The organism is Polynucleobacter sp. JS-Mosq-20-D10, assembly GCF_018687755.1.
GTDB lineage: Bacteria > Pseudomonadota > Gammaproteobacteria > Burkholderiales > Burkholderiaceae > Polynucleobacter.
Genome location: NZ_CP061305.1, coordinates 908,296 through 929,237, shown reverse-complemented (window position 1 = coordinate 929,237; position 20,942 = coordinate 908,296). Strand labels below are relative to the sequence as shown.

22 protein-coding genes, 1 tRNA gene and 1 pseudogene are annotated in these 20,942 nt (G+C 46.7%); 7 read left to right on the top strand and 17 right to left on the bottom strand.

Going from position 1 to position 20,942, the window contains the following annotated elements; genetic code table 11:
* Positions 1-15: 15 nt before the first annotated feature.
* The 6 genes from thrS to FD967_RS04775 all read right to left on the bottom strand — a co-directional run bounded on the left by thrS (position 16) and on the right by FD967_RS04775 (position 7,470).
* The gene (thrS, locus tag FD967_RS04800; protein WP_215326993.1) at positions 16-1,938 is read right to left on the bottom strand and encodes a threonine--tRNA ligase; all 1,923 of its coding nucleotides are present in this window, start codon (positions 1,936-1,938) and stop codon (positions 16-18) included.
* Between the two features lie 113 nt (positions 1,939-2,051).
* Positions 2,052-2,128, bottom strand: a tRNA-Val gene (locus FD967_RS04795).
* 19 nt (positions 2,129-2,147) lie between these two features.
* Positions 2,148-4,169: a bifunctional (p)ppGpp synthetase/guanosine-3',5'-bis(diphosphate) 3'-pyrophosphohydrolase gene (locus FD967_RS04790; protein WP_215326992.1), complete on the bottom strand. Its 2,022-nt coding sequence runs from the start codon at positions 4,167-4,169 to the stop codon at positions 2,148-2,150.
* Between the two features lie 15 nt (positions 4,170-4,184).
* Complete coding sequence (locus FD967_RS10825) at positions 4,185-6,005, bottom strand: alpha/beta fold hydrolase (protein WP_215326991.1); 1,821 nt, start codon at positions 6,003-6,005, stop codon at positions 4,185-4,187.
* Between the two features lie 65 nt (positions 6,006-6,070).
* Positions 6,071-6,721 (bottom strand): CoA transferase subunit B, encoded by a 651-nt coding sequence (locus FD967_RS04780; protein ID WP_215326990.1) that lies wholly within the window; start codon positions 6,719-6,721, stop codon positions 6,071-6,073.
* Positions 6,722-6,771: 50 nt separating this feature from the next.
* Entirely contained in the window at positions 6,772-7,470 is a 699-nt protein-coding gene (locus tag FD967_RS04775) for a CoA transferase subunit A (RefSeq protein ID WP_215326989.1), read from the bottom strand.
* A 212-nt stretch (positions 7,471-7,682) separates the two neighbouring features.
* Here FD967_RS04775 and FD967_RS04770 point away from each other — a divergent pair, with 212 nt between their 5' ends.
* Positions 7,683-9,353: an electron transfer flavoprotein-ubiquinone oxidoreductase gene (locus FD967_RS04770; protein WP_215326988.1), complete on the top strand. Its 1,671-nt coding sequence runs from the start codon at positions 7,683-7,685 to the stop codon at positions 9,351-9,353.
* A gap of 15 nt (positions 9,354-9,368) precedes the next feature.
* On the opposite strand, the gene FD967_RS04765 is transcribed toward FD967_RS04770, so the two are convergent.
* The 4 genes from FD967_RS04765 to FD967_RS04750 form a co-directional block, all read right to left on the bottom strand.
* Entirely contained in the window at positions 9,369-10,526 is a 1,158-nt protein-coding gene (locus FD967_RS04765) for an MFS transporter (protein WP_215326987.1), read from the bottom strand.
* A 33-nt stretch (positions 10,527-10,559) separates the two neighbouring features.
* Positions 10,560-11,675, bottom strand: a complete 1,116-nt coding sequence (gene aroC, locus FD967_RS04760) for a chorismate synthase (RefSeq protein WP_215326986.1) — start codon at positions 11,673-11,675, stop codon at positions 10,560-10,562.
* Between the two features lie 43 nt (positions 11,676-11,718).
* Positions 11,719-12,174, bottom strand: coding sequence for a CBS domain-containing protein (locus tag FD967_RS04755; protein ID WP_215326985.1), 456 nt, complete (start codon positions 12,172-12,174; stop codon positions 11,719-11,721).
* 77 nt (positions 12,175-12,251) lie between these two features.
* Positions 12,252-13,100: a YihY family inner membrane protein gene (locus FD967_RS04750; protein WP_215326984.1), complete on the bottom strand. Its 849-nt coding sequence runs from the start codon at positions 13,098-13,100 to the stop codon at positions 12,252-12,254.
* A gap of 30 nt (positions 13,101-13,130) precedes the next feature.
* Here FD967_RS04750 and wrbA point away from each other — a divergent pair, with 30 nt between their 5' ends.
* From wrbA to FD967_RS04735, 3 genes are all read left to right on the top strand, one after another.
* A complete protein-coding gene (gene wrbA, locus FD967_RS04745) occupies positions 13,131-13,727 on the top strand; it encodes an NAD(P)H:quinone oxidoreductase (RefSeq protein ID WP_215326983.1) in 597 nt (198 codons plus the stop codon).
* An 8-nt stretch (positions 13,728-13,735) separates the two neighbouring features.
* Entirely contained in the window at positions 13,736-14,134 is a 399-nt protein-coding gene (locus FD967_RS04740) for a DUF2069 domain-containing protein (RefSeq protein ID WP_215326982.1), read from the top strand.
* A 113-nt stretch (positions 14,135-14,247) separates the two neighbouring features.
* The gene (locus tag FD967_RS04735; protein WP_046330073.1) at positions 14,248-14,433 is read left to right on the top strand and encodes a hypothetical protein; all 186 of its coding nucleotides are present in this window, start codon (positions 14,248-14,250) and stop codon (positions 14,431-14,433) included.
* Between the two features lie 75 nt (positions 14,434-14,508).
* Here the strand turns inward: FD967_RS04735 and FD967_RS04730 are convergent, their stop codons facing one another.
* The gene (locus FD967_RS04730) at positions 14,509-15,513 is read right to left on the bottom strand and encodes a sulfurtransferase (protein WP_215326981.1); all 1,005 of its coding nucleotides are present in this window, start codon (positions 15,511-15,513) and stop codon (positions 14,509-14,511) included.
* A 207-nt stretch (positions 15,514-15,720) separates the two neighbouring features.
* On the opposite strand from FD967_RS04730, the gene FD967_RS04725 reads away from it, so the two are divergent.
* Positions 15,721-16,014, top strand: a complete 294-nt coding sequence (locus tag FD967_RS04725) for a serine/threonine protein kinase (protein WP_215326980.1) — start codon at positions 15,721-15,723, stop codon at positions 16,012-16,014.
* A gap of 18 nt (positions 16,015-16,032) precedes the next feature.
* Positions 16,033-16,811 (top strand): annotated as a pseudogene (ppk2, locus tag FD967_RS04720) (polyphosphate kinase 2).
* Between the two features lies 1 nt (position 16,812).
* On the opposite strand, the gene FD967_RS04715 reads toward ppk2, so the two are convergent.
* From FD967_RS04715 to FD967_RS04705, 3 genes are all read right to left on the bottom strand, one after another.
* Positions 16,813-17,076 carry a hypothetical protein gene (locus tag FD967_RS04715; RefSeq protein WP_251369099.1) on the bottom strand — a complete coding sequence of 88 codons (264 nt, stop codon included), beginning with the start codon at positions 17,074-17,076 and terminating at the stop codon, positions 16,813-16,815.
* An 8-nt stretch (positions 17,077-17,084) separates the two neighbouring features.
* Positions 17,085-17,768: a DUF3313 domain-containing protein gene (locus tag FD967_RS04710; protein WP_215326979.1), complete on the bottom strand. Its 684-nt coding sequence runs from the start codon at positions 17,766-17,768 to the stop codon at positions 17,085-17,087.
* Between the two features lie 91 nt (positions 17,769-17,859).
* Positions 17,860-18,207, bottom strand: a complete 348-nt coding sequence (locus tag FD967_RS04705; protein ID WP_215326978.1) for a hypothetical protein — start codon at positions 18,205-18,207, stop codon at positions 17,860-17,862.
* Between the two features lie 86 nt (positions 18,208-18,293).
* Between FD967_RS04705 and FD967_RS04700 the strand changes: the two genes are divergently transcribed.
* Positions 18,294-18,671: a carboxymuconolactone decarboxylase family protein gene (locus FD967_RS04700; protein ID WP_215326977.1), complete on the top strand. Its 378-nt coding sequence runs from the start codon at positions 18,294-18,296 to the stop codon at positions 18,669-18,671.
* A 1-nt stretch (position 18,672) separates the two neighbouring features.
* Here the strand turns inward: FD967_RS04700 and FD967_RS04695 are convergent, their stop codons facing one another.
* From FD967_RS04695 to FD967_RS04685, 3 genes are read right to left on the bottom strand one after another with little or no spacing between them, the layout of a single operon-like run.
* Entirely contained in the window at positions 18,673-19,407 is a 735-nt protein-coding gene (locus FD967_RS04695; RefSeq protein WP_215326976.1) for an amino acid ABC transporter ATP-binding protein, read from the bottom strand.
* A 31-nt stretch (positions 19,408-19,438) separates the two neighbouring features.
* The gene (locus tag FD967_RS04690) at positions 19,439-20,107 is read right to left on the bottom strand and encodes an amino acid ABC transporter permease (RefSeq protein WP_215326975.1); all 669 of its coding nucleotides are present in this window, start codon (positions 20,105-20,107) and stop codon (positions 19,439-19,441) included.
* 20 nt (positions 20,108-20,127) lie between these two features.
* Positions 20,128-20,916: an amino acid ABC transporter permease gene (locus FD967_RS04685; RefSeq protein WP_215326974.1), complete on the bottom strand. Its 789-nt coding sequence runs from the start codon at positions 20,914-20,916 to the stop codon at positions 20,128-20,130.
* Positions 20,917-20,942 lie beyond the last annotated feature (26 nt).

The following is a 20,942-nucleotide window of genomic DNA, read 5'->3' as shown; positions in this document are numbered from 1 at the left end:
AAAACCATTCCACCCCTAGCTAAGCTCGGGTCCGACTTTCTGAGAAATATCCTGCTGGAGTCGGGCAACGAAGGCATCAAGAGGCATCACCCCTAAATCCACTCCGCCACGGGCACGAACGGCCACCGAATTACTTTCTGCTTCTTTATCCCCTACAACTAACAAAAATGGGAGCTTCTGTAATGCGTGCTCGCGTATTTTATACGTAATTTTCTCATTTCGCAAATCTGATTCGACTCTAAACCCTTGTTTTTTCAGAGATTGCTGGACTTTTTGAGCATATGCAGCAGAATTATCCGAGATATTGAGGACTACAGCCTGGGTCGGGGCAAGCCAAACCGGCATATTTCCAGCATGGTTTTCGATCAAAATACCGATGAAACGCTCCAAAGAGCCCACAATGGCCCTGTGAAGCATCACTGGAGCCTTGCGGGTGTTCTCTTCGGTGACATATTCAGCACCTAAACGGGCTGGCATTGAGAAATCCACCTGAATCGTGCCGCACTGCCAAGTACGCCCAATCGAGTCCTTGAGGTGATATTCGATCTTCGGGCCATAAAAAGCACCCTCGCCTGGCAATTCTTCCCACTCTTGGCCTGAAGCGGTCAAGGCACCGCGTAAGGCAGCCTCCGCTTTATCCCAAATAGCGTCATCGCCAACGCGTTTTACTGGGCGCAAGGCGAGCTTGACAGCGACTTCAGTAAAACCAAAATCTTGGTAAACCTCACGAACAACCTTATCAAACGCAGCTACTTCAGACTGAATCTGATCTTCAGTACAGAAAATGTGGCCATCATCCTGTGTGAAACCGCGTACGCGCATCAAACCATGCAATGCACCCGACGGTTCGTTGCGGTGACACTGACCAAACTCGCCATAACGCAATGGCAATTCACGATAGCTATGCAAACCGGAATTAAAAATCTGCACGTGTCCTGGGCAGTTCATCGGCTTTAATGCATATGCACGATTCTCCGACTCCGTTGTAAACATGTTTTCTTTATAGTTATCCCAATGGCCAGACTTTTCCCAAAGGCCGCGATCCAAAATTTGCGGGGCTTTTACTTCTTGATAACCTTCGCGCTGATAAACGCGGCGCATGTATTGTTCAACTTCTTGCCAAATAGACCAGCCTTTTGGATGCCAGAAAATTAAACCCGGGGCTTCAGGTTGAAAATGAAATAAATCCAAGAACTTACCAAGGCGACGGTGGTCACGCTTCTCAGCCTCTTCGAGCATATGTAAATGCGCATCTTGATCTTCTTTTTTCAGCCAAGCTGTACCGTAGATCCGTTGCAACATCTCATTCTTACTATCGCCACGCCAGTAAGCACCAGCAACGCTCAGAAGCTTAAACACCTTAAGCTTGCCAGTAGATGGTACATGGGGTCCGCGACATAAGTCAGTGAACTTACCTTCGGCATACAAAGAGACATCCTCGCCTTGCGGAATGCTGGAAATAATTTCTGCTTTGTAGTTTTCCCCTTGATCTTTAAAGAACTTTACAGCTTCATCACGCGGCATTACTGTACGAATCACGGGCTCATCTTTTTTAGCCAGCTCAGCCATTTTTTTCTCAATTGACACCAAATCTTCTGGCGTAAACGCACGGTGGAATGAGAAGTCGTAATAAAAACCGTTTTCGATGACAGGGCCAATAGTGACTTGGGCCTCTGGGAATAACTCTTTAACGGCGTAGGCCAATAAGTGGGCTGTGGAATGGCGCACAATCTCCAGCGCTTCTGGGCTTTTATCAGTAATGATTGCCAGTTGACTATCTTTGTCAATCAGAAAGCTGGCATCCACCATCTTGCCGTCCACTATGCCGCCGAGGGCAGCTTTAGCAAGACCGCTTCCAATGCTTTGGGCAACATCAAGAACGCATACGGGAGCTTCGAACTCACGTTTAGATCCATCTGGCAGAGTAACTACAAGCATGACCGCTCCATCTTATTAAGATTCAGCCAAAAGACTGATTTACTGCACAACATCCACCAAAAAGAAAGCGCGGGAGCTTTTGGGCAACCGCGCACTTTTGGGTCTTTATTCGTTGGTAGGCTCGATTGGACTCGAACCAACGACCCCCACCATGTCAAGGTGGTGCTCTAACCAGCTGAGCTACGAGCCTATATAAGCCATAGAGTTTATCACCGGCGGCGTACTTGGGTCACCCCTTTGACTTCTTCTAGCGCATTTTGGGTAAGCCGCAAGGCTTCCGAGTCTTTAATCTCTACTGTCAACAGTATTTGAGCTAGGCCTCGCTTGGCAGATTTGCGAAGATCAATCACGTGGACACCCTGTCTTGTCAGAATCTCAAACAGCTCGCGCATCAGCTCAGGACGATCGAGGCCGGTTACAGCTAAATCCGCAGGAAATACACGCTTAGGATCATTTACGGCTGCTGCTTCGAGCCCAGAATCATTCCAGCCGGTTTGGATAACGCGCTCAGGGGCTCGCTCCAATAAACCTCTAAACGTTTTGCAAGAGCGTCGATGAATCGATACGCCACGACCTTGGGTCACAAAACCGGCAATTGCATCGGGTGGCACCGGCCGGCAGCACCGCGCCAACTGGGTCATCAATGAATCTACCCCCACGACCAAAACATCGCTTGCCTGACCCTGTTTGCGAGTGCTTTGTTTAAGAACAATTTCTGGGGTTGGGGCAATTACCTTCGCTTCTGTCTTTTGCTCTAGCTTGGTGTCGGTGGACTTGGAGCCCGCCTCTTCATCATCCAAAGCATTAAACCAAGCGCGTACACGTGTGCGAGCACGCTGTGAGCGCAAGTAATTGCGGCTAGGACTAATCCAATCTCGTGAGGGGCCGCCATGTTTTACAGCGACGATTTCAACCGTTTGGCCATTCTGCAATGACGTATCTAAAGGCACCATGGCGCCATCTACACGAGCACCGCGACAACGGTGACCTAGGTCGGTATGAACTGCGTATGCAAAATCGATAGGCGATGAACCCTTCTCCAAGGAAATTACTTTTCCCAATGGAGTAAGCACATAAATATGGTCATCGATCTCATGGTGCTTGAGTTGTTCCCAAGCATCTTCCTTCCAGGAAATAAGCTGTCTTGCCCAAGCAATTTGACGCTCATAGGCAACTGCCGCACTATGGGTGCCCGTTTGATGATTGAGATTTGAATCATGAGCTTTATTTTTTGGAGGCGTTGCAGCGCCAACATAGGCACCTTCTTTGTAGCGCCAGTGGGCAGCCAAGCCGTACTCAGCCTGCTGATGCATTTCATTGGTACGCACCTGAATCTCAAATGCGGTGCCATGCTCATCCATCACTACGGTATGCAAAGATTGATATCCGTTTGGTTTTGGCCTGGCAATGTAGTCATCAAATTCACGTGGGACTGGCTGCCAGATGTTATGCACTATTCCTAAAATCGCGTAACAGGATTTAACGTCATCTACTAAAACTCTAAACGCCCTGACGTCATAGAGATTGGCAAAGTCTAATGACTTGCCCTGCATCTTTTTCCAAATGCTGTAGATGTGCTTTGGGCGACCCTGAACCTCACCTTCAATGCGGGCAACATTTAATTCTTCTTTAAGCTTGCTAACAATCTGATTAATAAAAGATTCGCGCTCAATACGCTTGCCATCCAACATCCAGGCGATGTTGCGGTAGATTTCTGGCGAGAGAACTCGAAATGCCAAGTCCTCCATCTCCCATTTCATCTGCCAAATACCGAGGCGATTAGCAAGTGATGCATCAATATTCAGAATCTCTTGCGCCCAAGCTTTTGGCATCTCGATTTTTTCTTGAGTAATCCAACGCAGCGTTTGCAAGCGTGAAGCAAGATAAATCAGAACGACCCGTAAGTCATCACCAAAAGCAAGCAACATCTTTCTGAGCATTTCCTCTTGCCCAGAAATACTCAGACCGCCATCATTGCGCACTAGCTTGGCTTGAGCCTGTCTCAGGCCGCGATAGCCAATCAGGAGTTTGGCTGATTCATCGCCAATCAGCTTAATGAGGGATTCTTTGCCATGGGTACGGGCAATATTATGTGCAGCATTGAGCGTTGCTTCATCTAAGTGAAGCAGCTTCAGTATGCTAAGAACGCCAGTAGCATGATTTTCAGAAGGCTCGCCATACCAACCATCAATAATTTTGATGCTCTCAGATGCAGAAGAAGCATTTGACATGGACTACTGAAATCCTTAACTAAAGAATTCTTTTGCCAAAGCCACTTGCTCTGACTTTACAAAGGCGGGGGCATGACCAACTTCCGGAATTTCAATACTCCGAATGTAGGGGTTGAGCTTGCACATCTCGGCTACAGTTTTAGCGGAAAGCAAATCTGACTCACCACCACGCACGATCAACATCGGGATATGGATTTGCTTGAAGGCATGCCACATCGCCATCTCTCCCGCCTTTGCCATAATCGGATTGACCGATGCAAACGGCACAGAAATATTAGGGTCGTAGTGCATTACCCAAAACCCATCTTTTTGCACGAGCATGGGACCGTTATAAATCTCCCACTCTTGCGGAGTATGACTGCCAAAAGATGCGCAGATTTCGTTTAAACGCTGCAGAGCGTCTGCACGATTAGAAAAGCTAAAAGGTTGACCGACGTAAGAACCTAAGCGCTTGATGGCCTCAGGCTCAATGCGTGGACCTACATCATTAATCAACATGCGGCGAATCGGATTCTTGGGCATTGCGGCATAGACCATACCAATCAAGCCACCCATAGAGGTTCCAAACCAGTCAACTTGTGCAACGCCGAGATGCCCAATCAAGCTTGCCATGTCTGCGACGTATTGAGGAACGGCGTATAGCATAGGATTCTTAAGTCGATCAGAATCACCCCGGCCCACTACATCTGGACAAACGACGTAGTAATCCTGACTCATTGCCTCTGCCAGAGTTTTGAAATCACTTCCCCTGCGCGTTAGACCATGAACACAAACTAGAACCTTTGAATTATTAGGATTACCCCAGGCGTGGTAAGCCATACGATGCGGGCCATCGGGGCTGGTACAAGTCACATAAAAAGTATCGCCATGATGAGTAACGTTCGGCTTTTGAATCTCAGCATTTAGGAGTTCGTCACGCGCATGCTCTTCCGCCATGCCCGGAACTTCTGGCTGTAGCGTTACATGATCAATGCCGTGCTCGCTAAGCAACATCGCGTTGATACGCGCCATAATTTCTGGCCACTCATCCATGCGCTCAATTTCAATATGGCCAATCAGTGCCGGGAAGCTGGGAGTCATCTCCCAAACATGCAGATCATGAACCGCTAAAACACCAGGCACCTTTTTTAAATCCTGGCCAACTTGTAGATAGTCGATATGTAGAGGTACTCCCTCCATAAGAAAGTGATAGGACTCCTTCAAAATGGAAATGGTGGACTTCAAAATTAAGAGAGAGACCAAGATAGATAAGATGGCATCAATTGGCATCCATCCAGTAAGCTGAATCACAATACCCGCAATCAGAGCGGCTACGGAACCTAGCAAGTCACCCATGACATGAACCAAGGCAGCGCGAGTATTGACGCTCTTTTTATCGCGCGACAGCACCCATGCCACCACAATATTCATGATCAGACCAATGGCAGCCACTATGGTGACAGTTAAGCCATCCACCTTATGCGGGTCATAGAATCGACTAATTGCCTCAAACATAATCCATGCAACTAAGGCCAGCATCGCAATGCTATTGACAAAAGCTGCCAAGGCCTCAGCTCTTCCAAATCCAAACGAATGTTTGGATGATGGCGGACGACGAGAGATGATTTGCGCCAACAAGGCCAGACCTAGCGCAGCAGCATCAGTCACCATATGACCAGCATCCGATATCAGCGCTAAAGAATTCGCAAAGTAAGCAGCGGCACCCTCAACCCCTGAAAAACCGAGTGTGAGCACCAAGGCGATCAGCAAGAGATTTTGGTTAGAGACTTCCTTACTATGGGTATGCTTAGCATCACCCTGCTTGTGTGCGTGAAGTGAATGATCTACAACGCTCATAAGGGTATCTTTACAAAAGAAAATGGGGTCATCGACCCCATTATTTCACTATCTATCAAAAAAGGTTAGAAACCTGCGACGTCTATAGGGGCGCCTGTTTTGGATATGACCTCTTCCTTAGTGACGCCAGGAGCTAACTCCACCAACTTCAAACCCTTTGGAGTGATATCGAGCACGCAAAGGTCAGTAATGATGCGGCTAATAACACCCACCCCAGTTAATGGCAAAGTGCACTTAGGCAGAATCTTGATTTCTTCGGTGCCGTCTTTTTTCTTAGCAACGTGCTCCATCAAGACAACCACATGCTTTACGCCAGCAACCAAGTCCATGGCGCCGCCCATACCCTTCACCATCTTGCCAGGGATCATCCAGTTCGCTAAGTCGCCATACTCACTTACTTGCATCGCACCCAAAATCGCGATATTAATTTTTCCACCACGAATCATTCCGAAGGAATCTGCAGAAGAAAAAATGGAGGAACCAGGCAAAGTAGTAATTGTTTGCTTGCCCGCATTAATTAAATCCGCATCAATCGTTTTTTCGGTTGGAAACGGGCCGATACCCAATAAACCATTCTCAGACTGGAGCCACACTTCCATGCCCTCCGGTACATGATTGGCTACCAAGGTTGGCATACCAATACCTAAATTGACGTAATAACCATCCTTTAGTTCTTTAGCAGCACGTGCTGCCATTTCATCTCTATTCCAAGGCATGTCGATCTTCCTAAATATTCTGTTCTGTTTTTGTATGGCGTCTATAGGTATTAAGCGGCAGACAACGTGCGTTGCTCAATACGCTTCTCAGGCGAAGTGTTCAGCACCAAGCGATGCACATAAATACCTGGTGTATGAATCTGATCGGGATCTAATTCACCGTTCTCCACAATCTCTTCGACTTCAGCAACCGTGATCTTGCCAGCCATTGCAACCATAGGATTAAAGTTACGGGCGGTATAGCGATAAATTAAATTACCGGATTTATCTGCCTTCCACGCTTTCACAAGTGAGATGTCAGAAACGATTGCACGCTCCATGATGTAGCGCTCACCATCAAACTCTTTTTCTTCTTTGCCCTCAGCAACTAAAGTACCCACACCTGTTTTGGTATAAAAAGCAGGAATGCCGCAACCGCCAGCACGTAACTTTTCTGCTAAAGTTCCTTGCGGAGTAAATTCCAACTCAAGCTCACCAGCCAAAAACTGGCGCTCAAATTCTTTGTTCTCACCTACGTAGGATGCAACCATCCTTTTTACTTGTCTTGAATTCAGCAATAGACCTAAACCAAAGCCATCTACACCCGCGTTATTGGCAATTGCTGTTAAATTCTGCGCACCCAAATCCTTGACTGCGGCAATCAGCGCCTCTGGAATGCCGCACAAACCAAAACCACCAACAGCCAGTTTTTGGCCATCTTTCAAGATATCCCGCAAGGCATCGACAGCAGATGGGTAAGTTTTATTCATAAATTCGTCCTAATATTGCCAAAAAGGTAAAAAAGTAATCATAACGCCTTAGACCTCTCAGCCTATTAGCATTGGGCGCTAACTTGGTTTTTATGGCTTGGAACTAAACTATAGGTATAGCTTAGTGCTTCAAAGGTGGCAGAAATGCTCAAAATACCAAAGAGCCACAATGCCTAATGCGCCCTATTGATAAGTAATGTCGGAGAAATGAAATGACTGCCCAGGAATTACTCGAACAGTTTGGACCCAGAGAATCCATGGACTATGACCTCGTTATCGTGGGGGGTGGTCCTGCAGGCTTGTCCGCAGCCATTAAAGCCAAACAGCTAGCCAATGAATCTGGCAAGGAAATTAGTGTCTGCGTTCTTGAAAAAGGATCTGAAATCGGCGCACACATCTTGTCTGGCGCCGTCATGGACCCTAAGGCATTAACTGAACTCTTCCCCAACTGGAAAGAGCTAGGCGCACCACTGGATACCGAAGTAAGCCAAGATCAGTTTTTATTTCTAACCAAAGAGAGCTCATTTCAAGTTCCCAATTGGATGCTGCCCCATTGCTTTAAAAATGAAGGCAACTATATTGTCAGTTTGGCTAATGTCACTCGCTGGCTAGGTCAACAGGCTGAGAACCTGGGCGTAGAAATCTTTCCAGGCTTTCCTGCTGCAGAAATTCTCTATAACGAGCATGGCGCTGTTTGTGGCGTGATCACTGGCTCGATGGGTTTGGATAAAGCAGGTCAACCCACCGATCAATTTCAGCTTGGCATGGAATTGCGTGCCAAGTACACCCTATTCGCCGAAGGTTCGCGTGGACATTTAGGCAAACAACTAATTGCCAAGTTTGGGTTGGACAAAGATGCCGATCCCCAAAGCTATGGCATTGGCATTAAAGAATTATGGGAGGTCGAGCCCTCCAAGTCTAAGCCTGGTTTGGTGATTCATACTGCAGGTTGGCCGTTAGAGAGTGATACCTATGGGGGCTCCTTCCTGTATCACCTGGGTGATAACAAGGTTGCCGTTGGTTTGGTTGTTGGTCTTTCTTATAAGAACCCGTACCTCTCGCCGTTTGAGGAGTTTCAACGTTATAAGTTGCATCCGAAGATTCGTGAGACCTTTGAGGGCGGTAAGCGCTTGGCTTACGGTGCACGAGCACTGACAGCGGGTGGCTTAAACAGCTTGCCTAAAACAGTTTTTCCCGGCGGTGCACTGATTGGTTGTGATGCTGGATTCTTAAATGCCTCACGCATCAAAGGAAGTCATGCTGCCATCAAGACCGGGATGCTGGCTGCACACGCTGCAGTTGCTGCACTTGCTGAAAATCGCTCGGCTGATGTCTTGGCCGCATATCCAAGCACCTTTAAAAATAGCTGGCTGCATACTGAGCTAAATCAAGCGCGCAACTTTAAACCGTGGATGTCTAAAGGGCTCTACCTTGGCACTCTCATGGTGGGCCTTGAGCAAAAACTTTTGGGTGGCAATATGCCCTGGACCATTCACTTAAAGCATGCAGACCATGAATGCCTAGAACCAGCAGCCCAGCACCAAGCAATTGACTATCCAAAACCGGATGGCAAGATCACTTTTGATCGCCTTTCATCGGTATTTATCTCCAATACCAATCATGCTGAGAATCAACCCGTCCACCTCACCTTAAAAGATGCATCGGTACCAGTGAACTTCAATCTCAAAACCTACGCAGGTCCAGAGCAACGCTACTGCCCTGCTGGCGTGTATGAGTATGTAGAAAAAGAGGGGCAGCCGCAGTTGCAAATTAATTCGCAAAACTGTGTGCATTGCAAGACTTGTGACATCAAGGATCCAAGTCAAAATATTGTTTGGATAACCCCTGAAGGTGGTGGTGGTCCAAACTATGGATCAATGTAAAGATTGCTGATTCAGTTACCTAGGGGGGTAGTGGCGAGGGCGCAATTTGCCAATCGCCATGCCTCCTAGACCACAGGCTAAAGCCGCCATCACAAATACATTGCGGGGCTCAGTAGCATCCCATAACCAACCAGCAAGTAAACCACCCAGCGTTCCGCCTAAGCCATAAGACACGGTTGCCATTAAAGCCTGTCCTCGTGCTTGTAATGAGCCAGTAAACCAGCGTTGCAATAGTTTTGTAGCCGCACTGTGGTGTGCGCCAAAAGTACCGGCGTGCATGAGCTGAGCCAGAATCAGAACCCAAGTTAGCGGGAAGAAGGCCATCAAGATAAATCGAAACACGCCAATACCAAAAGCGATTTGCAAAACAACTTCGGCATCTAAGCGACTTAGTACCTTGCTTTGGAAGTAAAAGAAGAACACTTCAGCTGCGACGCCTAAGGCCCAAAACAAACCAATCTGGAATTTATCGTAACCTAAATCAGCGAGGTAGAGCGAATAGAACACATACAAAGCAGCATGCGCAAAGATCATAAAAAATCCTGAGAGCAAGAACCAGCGCACATCCGGATTAAACAGAACAATCAGCAGTTCACCCTTAACCATCTTACGACGCTCCATCTTGGGCTCATGCAAGCGAAAGGTGACCAGCGCCAAGAAGGCCAAAATCACCGCGCCCACAATAGGGTAAAGCTCGATGCCCTTGCGCTGAAATAATTCACCCGCAAATAAGACCATGGCAATAAAACCAATTGAGCCCCATAAACGCAAACGACCGTAACGCTTATCAAATGAATTGTCTTTAAATAAAGCATGTACGGTGGCCGACTCACCCAATGGCATCAAGCTACTGAGGATGGTGTGCAGCACAAACATCCAAATAAAAAAAGCAATGTAGCTATTGAGAAAAAAGATACTTAAGAAAGTAACTGCCGCAAAGCAAGCGCAAAAGCGAATGATGCCGATGCGATCCGATAGGTAGTCCGACAACCACCCCCAAGAGAACGGTCCCACTATTCGTGTAATTTGCAGCATAGACATTAAGATCGCAATCTCAATAACGCTAAAACCACGATCTAGAAAAAAGAGGCTAGCGTATGGAGAAACTAAACCAACATAAGCGAAATACAAAAAGAAAAAGGACCCGAAGGCCCAGCGCACTGAAGGTGTCATTTTCTTTTTAGTTTTCTAAAATGGATTTTGAATTTAATCCGTTGCAGAGCCAGGACGTGCAGCAGGGATCGACGGAACAGCATGTTTCACATCGCCGCATTGGGCACGATGACGCAAAGCGTGGTCTATCAATACTAAGGCTAACATCGCTTCCGCAATTGGAGTGGCGCGAATACCAACACAAGGATCATGACGACCCTTAGTTTGCACAGTAATAGGTTTGCCATCTAAATCAACCGATTCTTTTGGGCTCAAAATACTGGAGGTTGGCTTAATAGCAATCGATACACGCAAATCTTGGCCAGTACTGATACCGCCTAAAGTACCGCCTGCATTATTGCTAGCAAATCCATCTGGATGCAATTCATCACCATGCTCACTGCCACGTTGCGCTACTGACCTAAAGCCAGAGCCAATCTCAACGCCCTTCACTGCATTAATACCCATCATGGCATGCGCAATATCAGCATCCAACTTATCAAATAAAGGCTCACCCAATCCGATGGGCACATTGCGCGCCCGCACTTCAATCTTCGCCCCGCAAGAGTCCCCTGCTTTGCGCAGCGCATCCATATAAGCCTCTAACTGAGGAACGATATCGGCATTAGCGGCAAAGAAAGGATTGCTCTCAATTAGCGCTGTATCTTTAAATGGGATTTCGATTTCACCGAGCTGGCTCATATAGCCATAAAACTCCGTGCCATATTGTTCTTTGAGCCACTTCTTGGCAATCGCTGCTGCGGCTACTACAGGTGCGGTCAGTCTTGCTGAAGAGCGCCCACCCCCACGAGGATCACGCAAACCGTATTTATAGTGATAAGCGTAATCCGCATGACCAGGTCTAAATGTTTGGAGGATGTTGCCGTAATCTTGACTGCGTTGATCGGTATTCCGAATTAACAAGCCAATGGGCGCACCCGTGGTTTTGCCTTCATACACACCAGACAGAATTTCTACTCTATCAGCCTCTTGGCGTTGGGTAACATGGCGTGAGGTTCCTGGCTTGCGACGATCCAAATCAATCTGCAAGTCCGCCTCACACAGAGACATGCCTGGAGGGCATCCATCAACAATAGCGCCAATGGCGGGACCGTGGGATTCACCAAAAGTGGTGACAGTAAAGAGAAGGCCTAATGTATTTCCTGACATATTGACATTATGTCATTGCTCGGAGGCTTGGGCTAGGCTGAGTCTATGGAGTAGCTTTTTCGGCCTCTTCTGGCCAGTCTCGGATGTAAGCCTTGAGCATGGTGTTTTCGAAGTCCTGGGCCTCAACAACGGATTTAGCCACGTCGTAGAAAGAAATAACGCCCATCAACATCTTTTGATCAATCACCGGCAAGTAGCGGGCATGGTCAACTAGCATCATGCGGCGAACCTCATCAATCTCAGTCTCCATGTTGCACGTCAAAGGCTTGGCATTCATGACGCCTTGAACTTTGAGGTCATCTAATTTGCCATGGTGTTTTGCCAAAGCTGCAATCACTTCACGGAATGTCAGGATACCCACGAGCTTGTCGTACTCCATCACCACCAATGAGCCGATGTCATGTTCACTCATGACCAAGACGGCCGTTTGCAAAGCAGTATCCGGAGCCACTGTAAATAGTGTGCTGCCCTTAACGCGCAGTATGTCGCAAACTTTCATTTGATCTCCACTAATGGGTTCTTACCTGACCAATATATTCTTATGCCCCCAAGGAATCAAGGGGCACGGAAAGTATTTCAGTAACGAATAACCCTAAGCAACCCATTCCGAATGCTGGGGAGATTGGCAACTAGGACCGCCCCAGCCAAGGTAATCCACCAGGTAAGGTAAATCCAAATCAGCACCAATGGGAAGATCGCAAAAGCGCCATAGACCGTCTTGTAAAAGGCGACATTGGTTAGAAATAGACCAAAGCCAAACTTCATCAACTCAAAAGTCAGAGCTGCAAAGAAAGCGCCACTTAAAGCATCGCGCCACTCAATTTGGGTATAAGGGAGGATTTTGTAAGCGACAGAAAATACGGATATGGCCAGAAGTACTGGCACCACCGTTGCCACAAACCCCAAACCAAAACTCAGGGTTTCCGTCCAACCCTCTGCCGCACTAAATAGAAGACCACTCAAATAGGTGCCAATACCCAATAGGATGGGCCCCAATATGGTTGCGGATGAATAGATCGCAACCTTCTTCAAAATAGGTCGACTTTCAGAGACACGAAAGATCTGATTAAAGGCACTCTCAATAACTGCCAATGTCATGAGCGTGGTAATCACCAGGACGACCAAACCAATCAAGGTGAGGCCTTTGGCCTGAGCTGAAAATTGATCCAAGTAATTAAAGACCTGCTGATTTAAACCACCCGGCATATAGGTGTCCAGTAACCAGGTCTGAAAGGCATACTTAATTCGAACTACACTGGGGAGATAGCCGATCAAAATGGAAGCCACAGTTAGCATTGGAATCAAAGCAAGCGTGGTGGTAAAGGCCAAGCTAGCCGCTACTTGCTTCAGATTTTGACCCCGGTTACGATCCCAGATCTCTTTCCCAAGAGAGAGCCATAATTGAGGATTCTGTATGAGGCGCATCGCCCATATCATAAGAGATAAGAGAAGAATATGAGCCAATCTGACATTTTAGTGTTGTACTACTCACGCTATGGAGCAACCCGAGACTTAGCTCGACTGATTGCCGAGGGTATTGAAAGTGTCCCGGGCGTTAACGCCAGACTACGCACCGTGCCAGCGATCTCCACAGTATGTGAGGCTACGGAAGCCGCTGTCCCGGCTGATGGCGCTCCCTATGTTGAATATGCCGACCTAAAAGAATGTATTGGTCTAGCCCTAGGTTCTCCTACGCGCTTTGGCAATATGGCCGCTCCCATGAAATACTTTTGGGATGGCAGCTCCTCAGAATGGCTCAATGGGGCTCTCGTTGGTAAACCAGCCTGCGTCTTTACTAGTACGGGTAGCCTGCATGGGGGTCAAGAAAGCACCCTTCTCACCATGATGATTCCCTTGCTTCACCACGGCATGATGCTCATGGGCATACCGTATAGCGAGCCAGACCTGATGAGCACCTCAAGCGGTGGCAGTCCTTATGGCGTTACCCACCTTGCACACGCTGATGGTCGAGCGCCGATTAGCGCTGAAGAACAGCGCCTGGCTATTGCACAAGGTAAACGCTTGGCACTTGCAGCACTCAAACTCATTTAAGGCAATTCATGCTCAAAAGCTGGCTCTCCAAAAACCCCTACCAACTGATCGCTACAGCAGCTTTTGTTGACCTGTTTATTCTGTGTATTGCTTGGGAATGGTTTATCTCACCACTCAGGCCGGGAGGCTCTTGGCTCATTCTCAAGGCCATCCCCTTGTTATTTGCCATTCCAGGCCTGTGGAGAGGTAATGTCTACACCATGCAATGGGCCTCCATGCTGATCCTGCTCTACATCACCGAGGGCTTAGTCCGTATTTTGGAAACTGGAGTCAATTTTTGGATGGCTGCTCTAGAAACCACCATAGGAACAGTCGGGTTTGTATGTCTGCTGATGTTCCTCAAACCCATCAAAGCGCGGGCTAAGGCAGCAAAAAAAGAGCGAGTTGCAACGGAAAAGCAGCTTTAAAGTGGTAAAAACAATTGATTTGACTAGTTTTTGTTAATTTCTTTAAAAATATTACTTATTTCTGTCATCTCAGCCTCTTTTCCATGCGTTGTATGCTCATGGAGGTAGTAAAAATGTCAACAAGACTTAAACGTTGGGCCCGCACCATTGAGCAGATCGACTTGTCTAAAAGGACGCCTGAAGTCGCTATTGGCTATTTAGACAGCAAATACCGCGATATCGCCTGGCGCTACATCCGTATTTTGGGCTTTGAGCGCACTATCAGCTTTATGGCCAGCAATAACTTCCACCCAGAATAATCCGCTTCACTCAAAAAAACCCCAGAAGATCTCCTATCTGGGGTTTTTTAATTTAGAGCCAAATAATGGTGAGCATTAATTGCTACCTCTGGCCTTTAAAGCCTCTTCCAACTGATTAATCTTGTTTTGCATTGCAGATATTTTTGCATTCAGGGCGCCTACATTTAAAAAACTTTCGTCAGAGACTTGAGCTTTGAGGTTATTTCCCCAACCCAGCCACGATGAGTCATAAACCTTCACCTTTTTAAAACCAAGATTTTTGAGGACTGTGGCTGTTTCAGCAGCACGCACACCGCTTTGACAATAGACCACTGTCTCTTGATTGGGGTCCAGGTTCGAATACAACTTTTTCAAATCTGCCTGGCTTTTTAGAGCCATTCCCGAATTATCAGATACCTGCTTCTTGCCAAGCTTAATGGACGTTGCAGGATCCTGCCAATTTTCCTCGTAGGGAATATTGATTGCATTGGGAATGTGGCCACCTCGAATTGCACGAACATCTTTGCCAGAAAACTCATCAGGAGTTCGCGCGTCAATAATTTGGACCGATTTTGTTTGAGCCAACCTCAGCATCTCCTCATTTGTCACCAGCAACTGAGGCTGAGGCACCAGTGTTACGGAAACAGCCGGCAGACTGGGGCGCTCCTTTTGAAGCGGTAATCCAGCCGATTTCCAAGCATCAACCCCGTCGTGATAGATTTGAGCCTGCTTACCGCCAAAATAATGAATCGTATAGAGGCCAAAGTAAGCGTAGGGATTTCCGCGCGAGCCGTACACCACAATGTCTTTATTCACATCGAGTCCGGCAGCATTAAAAATAGACTGAATTTTTGCGGTGGCGATGTAATCCTCTTTATTTGCATCCCTCAGAATGTTGCCTGCATCACCGATATTGATTGCGCCAGGGATATGCCCCTCTAAGTAACTTTTTTCATCGCGCACATCCCAAAGAATTGCGCCTCGTGCCATGGCCTCCTGCACTTGCCCCGTCTGAATAATGGCATCATTTTTTTGCGCGGAAACCAAAGAGCTCAGGAGCAGCAAGCTGACGGAGAGGATGTATTTCAGGGGTGGGCGCATATAGATGCTTTCTTTTCAAAATGGGACTAAGACTAAATATTAACTCCTTGCTCTTGCAGGGGATGAAATACACGTAGCACCCAATTAAATATGGCGCTGACTGTCACAATCGCTTGAAACTCATCCCAATAAAACGTAGGATCAGGAATGAGACATCGGCCATTTACGCAGATTGAATAAACAGCATCCTATTGAAAGGAATACACCATGAGTCAGAAAAAATTAGTGAAGCAATTATTGAAAAAGCTAGATAAGCTCGAGGCAGATAGAGAAAAGCTCATCGACAAGCTTGCAAAAGCCTTGGACAAGCTCGAGAAAAAAGCTCCAGCTAAAAAGGTAGTCTCCAAAAAAGCAGCGGCCAAAAAAGTCCCTGCAAAAAAGACTCCAGCTAAAAAGGTCGTAGCTAAGAAAGCGCCAGCAAAGAAAGTAGTAGCGAAAAAGGCTCCTGCCAAGAAAGTAGTTGCGAAAAAAGTGATTCCAGCAACGCCAACTGCTTCATAGTCAATTGCATAGTGAAGTCTGCCCGTGAGTAAATCTGACATTCATGAACACACTTACGAGGCAGACCTCAGACTTCTTCAAATTGAATTGGTCAAACTTCAGCGTCACATTATTCAAAAGGGTAAGCGACTCTTAGTCATTTTCGAAGGGCGTGATACAGCCGGCAAAGACGGATCCATTAAAAGCATTACGGAACATTAAGCCCTAGAGATAGCAGAGTCGTTGCCCTGAATAAGCCCTCCCCGCGCGAGGAAGGCGAATGGTACTTCCAAAGATATGTTGCTCAACTTCCAACTGCAGGTGAATTCGTATTATTCAACCGCAGTTGGTATAACCGTGCGGGCGTTGAAAAAGTCATGGGATTTTGCACTGATGCGCAGTACAAGCAGTTTATGCATACGGTGAATGATTTTGAATCTCTACTGGTCGGATCAGATATCCAGCTAATGAAGTATTACCTGGATATCAGTAAAGAAGAGCAAGTTTCTCGACTCAAGGATCGCGCGAAGGATCCACTTAAGCAATGGAAGATTAGCCCGATAGATCAAAAAGCACAAAAGATGTGGGACGCCTACTCAGACGCTAGGGATAGCATGCTCAAAAAAACTAGCTCATCAGATGCCCCATGGACAGTTGTAAGTGCTAATGATAAAAAGCTTGCACACCTCAATCTGATTGCCGATTTATTATCACGAGTGGACTATCCAGACAAAGATAAGAAGATCTTAGAGATTGATCCGAAGATTGTGCTGACTTGGCCTGCAGATTCTAAAAAGTTACCGAGGCTCGCTCAATAGATTAACGATCTGCCATTGCCTGAATTTGAGCGACGGTGACATACCCCCTGCCCTGCTCATCAATTCTGCTGAAATGATCATAGATTCGAGGCATACAGCCCTTAGCCTCAACCATAGTCAACTTGCCGTCTCGATCGGTATCGCATTTAGCAAAGCGCTCTTGAATCTCTTTGTTACGTGAAGCTTCGTTAGCATAGGCGGGGACCGCTAGAAACATGAACGCTGCCGTGCCGATGAGGCATAAGCTACCGATAGAAAATCGCATAGGAAGTCTTATTTTGTGGCAGTTGCTCTTGGGTCTGCAGAAGTCTCCATTGCTACCTTGACCACCTTCTTAGCCATGGCTACAAATGATTCAACTGAACCGCCGCCAGTCCGAAAAGATTCACCCTGAATAGTGACTAAGCCCTCGCCAATGACTTCTTTAGTTTGGCTATCGGTAATCTTGCTCTCTACCAACATTGCCGGTGTTTTAGAGTTCACACCACCAGCATAAGCAGCCGCATTCATTGCCAAGCCAATCGGCGTGAAATTCCATGGCTGCAGGCTATCTGCTGAGCTCTCCGCACCAGTAATACCAACGGAGATTCGAGCAACCCCTGGACCGGGTTGATTTACGATTTTAATATTGCCACGACTGTTTACAGCATTCACCATCGAATCTTGCAATGCAATCTGCGCTTGATTAATCACCTCTGGAGAAATTTCCTTAGTAGCATTTTGGTTCAAGTAGATTGGATCTAAGATCACTGCGGTGTAGGCGCCTGGATTAACATCGGCTTTACGGTATCTCCATATACGAGTATCGGCCTCAGATGTCGCCATCGGCATTAGCACCGAGTAATTTGGTAGAAAACCAGACTTGGGCATTGGCTGGCTTGCCAATTTAGGCGTGTTGCTACAGGCAGCTAATGCAGCTACGGAGATTGCGGCAACTAAAGCGCCTAATTTGTTCATATTTTCTTCCAGTGAGTGATTTGCTTGATATTAGCTTTACAGCTAGCGGTATCAAATCATACGCTTAATACAAACTATGAACCCAAGCAACCTAAGGTGCTGGGCAAGGCATCAAGCTGCCAGACTTTTGATGAAGTTGTGGCCTGCACTCTAGTGGTGAAGTAAGGACTTTTGGAGTGGATGCTAAGCTGGAAGGAGATGATTGCACCACTTCAGCTTGAACCGCCTTGGGCACTGTCATATTTAAAGCTGGCACAGATTTATAAAATTCTTTATCAGTACCGGGGCACGGCATTACGGTACCAGTTTTAGAATTCACGACTGATTTACATTGTGGGTCAGCCTGTAACCTAGCCTCTAGCTTATCAACTGTACAGGCGCTTATTTGGGCCAAGGTGAAAGATAGGACGGCAACACGCAAATAAAGAGTCAGGCCCATAGGAATCATTCTAGACTAAACAGGGGGTTCTGAATAGTGGCAATATATCGATTCCAACTAATACAGCATCACCATAGGAGCTTGATATGAACAAAGAAGCATTTGAAAAGGGACTCAAAACTCGCCGCGAGGTTCTGGGAGCGGAGTATGTAGACAAATCCATCCAGAATGCCGATTCGTTCAATATGCCCATGCAAGAATTAGTTACTGAATATTGCTGGAATGAAATCTGGAATCGTCCTGGCCTTGACCGCAGGACCCGAAGCATCATTAATCTATCTATGATTACCGCTTTAAATCGCCCCCATGAGCTTAAGCTTCATGTGCGCGGTGCCATTAATAACGGGTTAAGCAAAGAGGATATTCAGGAAATCTTTTTGCAGGCTGCAATTTACTGCGGAGTACCAGCAGCAATCGATAGCTTCAGATGCGCTAAGGAAGTTTTTACTGAGATGGGAATTTAGATCAGTAATCTAAGATTTTTGAGAGGAAATCTTTGGCTCTCGGCGATCTCGCTTCGGGATTGCCAAAGAACTCCTCCTTGCTGCAGTCTTCAATAATTTTGCCCTGATCCATAAAGATCACGCGGTGACTTACCTTGCGGGCAAAGCCCATTTCATGGGTAACGCAACACATGGTCATCCCCTCATGAGCAAGTTTCACCATGACATCTAGCACCTCACCCACCATCTCGGGGTCTAAGGCTGAAGTTGGCTCATCAAATAACATCACAATCGGATCCATGCTTAAGGCACGCGCAATTGCGACTCGTTGCTGCTGGCCACCAGATAACTGCCCAGGAAACTTATCCTTTTGAGCCATTAGCCCAACACGCTCTAAATACTTGAGGCCATGGGTCTTGGCCTCTTCTACCGATCTACCTAAGACCTTCATTTGGGCAAGCGTCAGATTTTCGGTAACGCTGAGGTGCGGGAAAAGCTCAAAGTGTTGAAACACCATGCCCACACGTGAGCGTAGTTTTGGTAAATTGGTTTTTGGGTCATGTAGCGCAACTCCATCAACTGTAATTTCACCCGCCTGAAAAGGCTCGAGAGCGTTGATGGTTTTAATCAAGGTGGATTTGCCAGAGCCAGAGGGCCCGCAAATCACAACTACCTCACCTTTTTTAATCGATGTAGAGCAATCGGTTAGCACCTGAAATGAGCCATACCATTTGGATACGTTTTGAAGTTCAATCATGATGATCTATTTAATTTTGCACCGGATGAGATTAGCGAATAATAGCGACTCTAGCTTGTATCTTGCGTACTACCTTAGAAAGCGAGAAACAAATTACAAAATAAGTTGCTGCGGCCAAAATATAGGTTTCAATTGGGCGGCCGTAATTTTTACCAGCAATCTCAAACCCCTTCAGTAAGTCATATGCGCCAATGGCATAGACCAATGAAGTGTCTTGAAACAAGACAATAGTCTGAGTCATAAAAACAGGGATCATGTTTCTAAAAGCTTGGGGCAAAACTACAAGCCGCATCTTTTGGCCATAAGTCATACCTAAAGCCTCCCCTGCATAACTCTGCCCCTTCGGCACTGATTGAATACCAGCGCGCACAATCTCCGAGAAAAATGCCGCCTCAAATGCGATGAAAGTAATCGTGGCCGAGAGATCTGCACCAATGGGTCTGCCAATCAACATAGGGATGAGCAAGAAAAACCAGAGAATCACCATGACTAAGGGAATAGACCGCATCGTATTGACATAGAGGGTAGCGGGATAAACCAATACTGACCGTCCAGACAAACGCATTAAGGCCAAAAATGTCCCAAAGAGGATGCCGCCAACTGTTGCAAAAACCGTTAACTGAATACTAAATACCAAGCCCTTCAGAATATAGTTGGTAAATAATTCCCAGTTATAAAAACTTAGATCTAAGCTCAGCATGTCATTAATCCTATTAACGCCTAGTGAGCCAAGCTTGCATCATTAGAAACAATAAAACCAGGAATGCGACTACGCTTTTCAATTAAGGTCATTACTCGATTGACTGCAAATGCTGAGAGCGCGTATAGCAAGGTTACTGCTAAGTAGATTTCAACACCCCTAGATGTTTCTTCTTGGGCCTGCATTGCAAATAAGGTCAGTTCTGGTACAGAAACTGCAAAAGCCACTGAAGAGTTTTTAATAAGATTCATGCTCTCCGAAGTCAGTGGTGGCATCACAATCCGCAATGCCATCGGCAAGATAACATAACGATAACTTTGTATGGTTGTTAAACCTAATGCAGTTGCAGCAGCCCTTTGTCCGCTTGGCAACGCCTGAATACCTGCCCTGACCTGCTCAGCTATACGAGCAGATGTAAAGAAACCAAGAGCGATACTCACCAACCAATAGGATGGCAGAGACTTTAAGGGCAATACAAAAGATGGGATAACGTGATACCAAAGAAATACTTGAACCAAGATGGGGATATTTCTGAATAGCTCAACCCAAGCAGTAGAAATACGAATCAGCCATCTATTCAGAGAGCTGTTAGTTGGCAGAGTACGTAGAGTACCCATCACCGCCCCCAAAATTAAAGCAAGCGTCAAACTCAGGGCTGCTACAGCCAAAGTCCAGCCCCAAGCCTTCATCAGCCAATCCAAGTAGCTTGGATCGCTGTTTTGGGCCAAACCAAAAAGTGCGGAGAAGCAGTGATCTACCACTTCCCCGTCTAAGGTGTTCTTACAAAAAACACCTAAATCTAAAGACATATTGTTGACTCGTATTTAGTGACGCC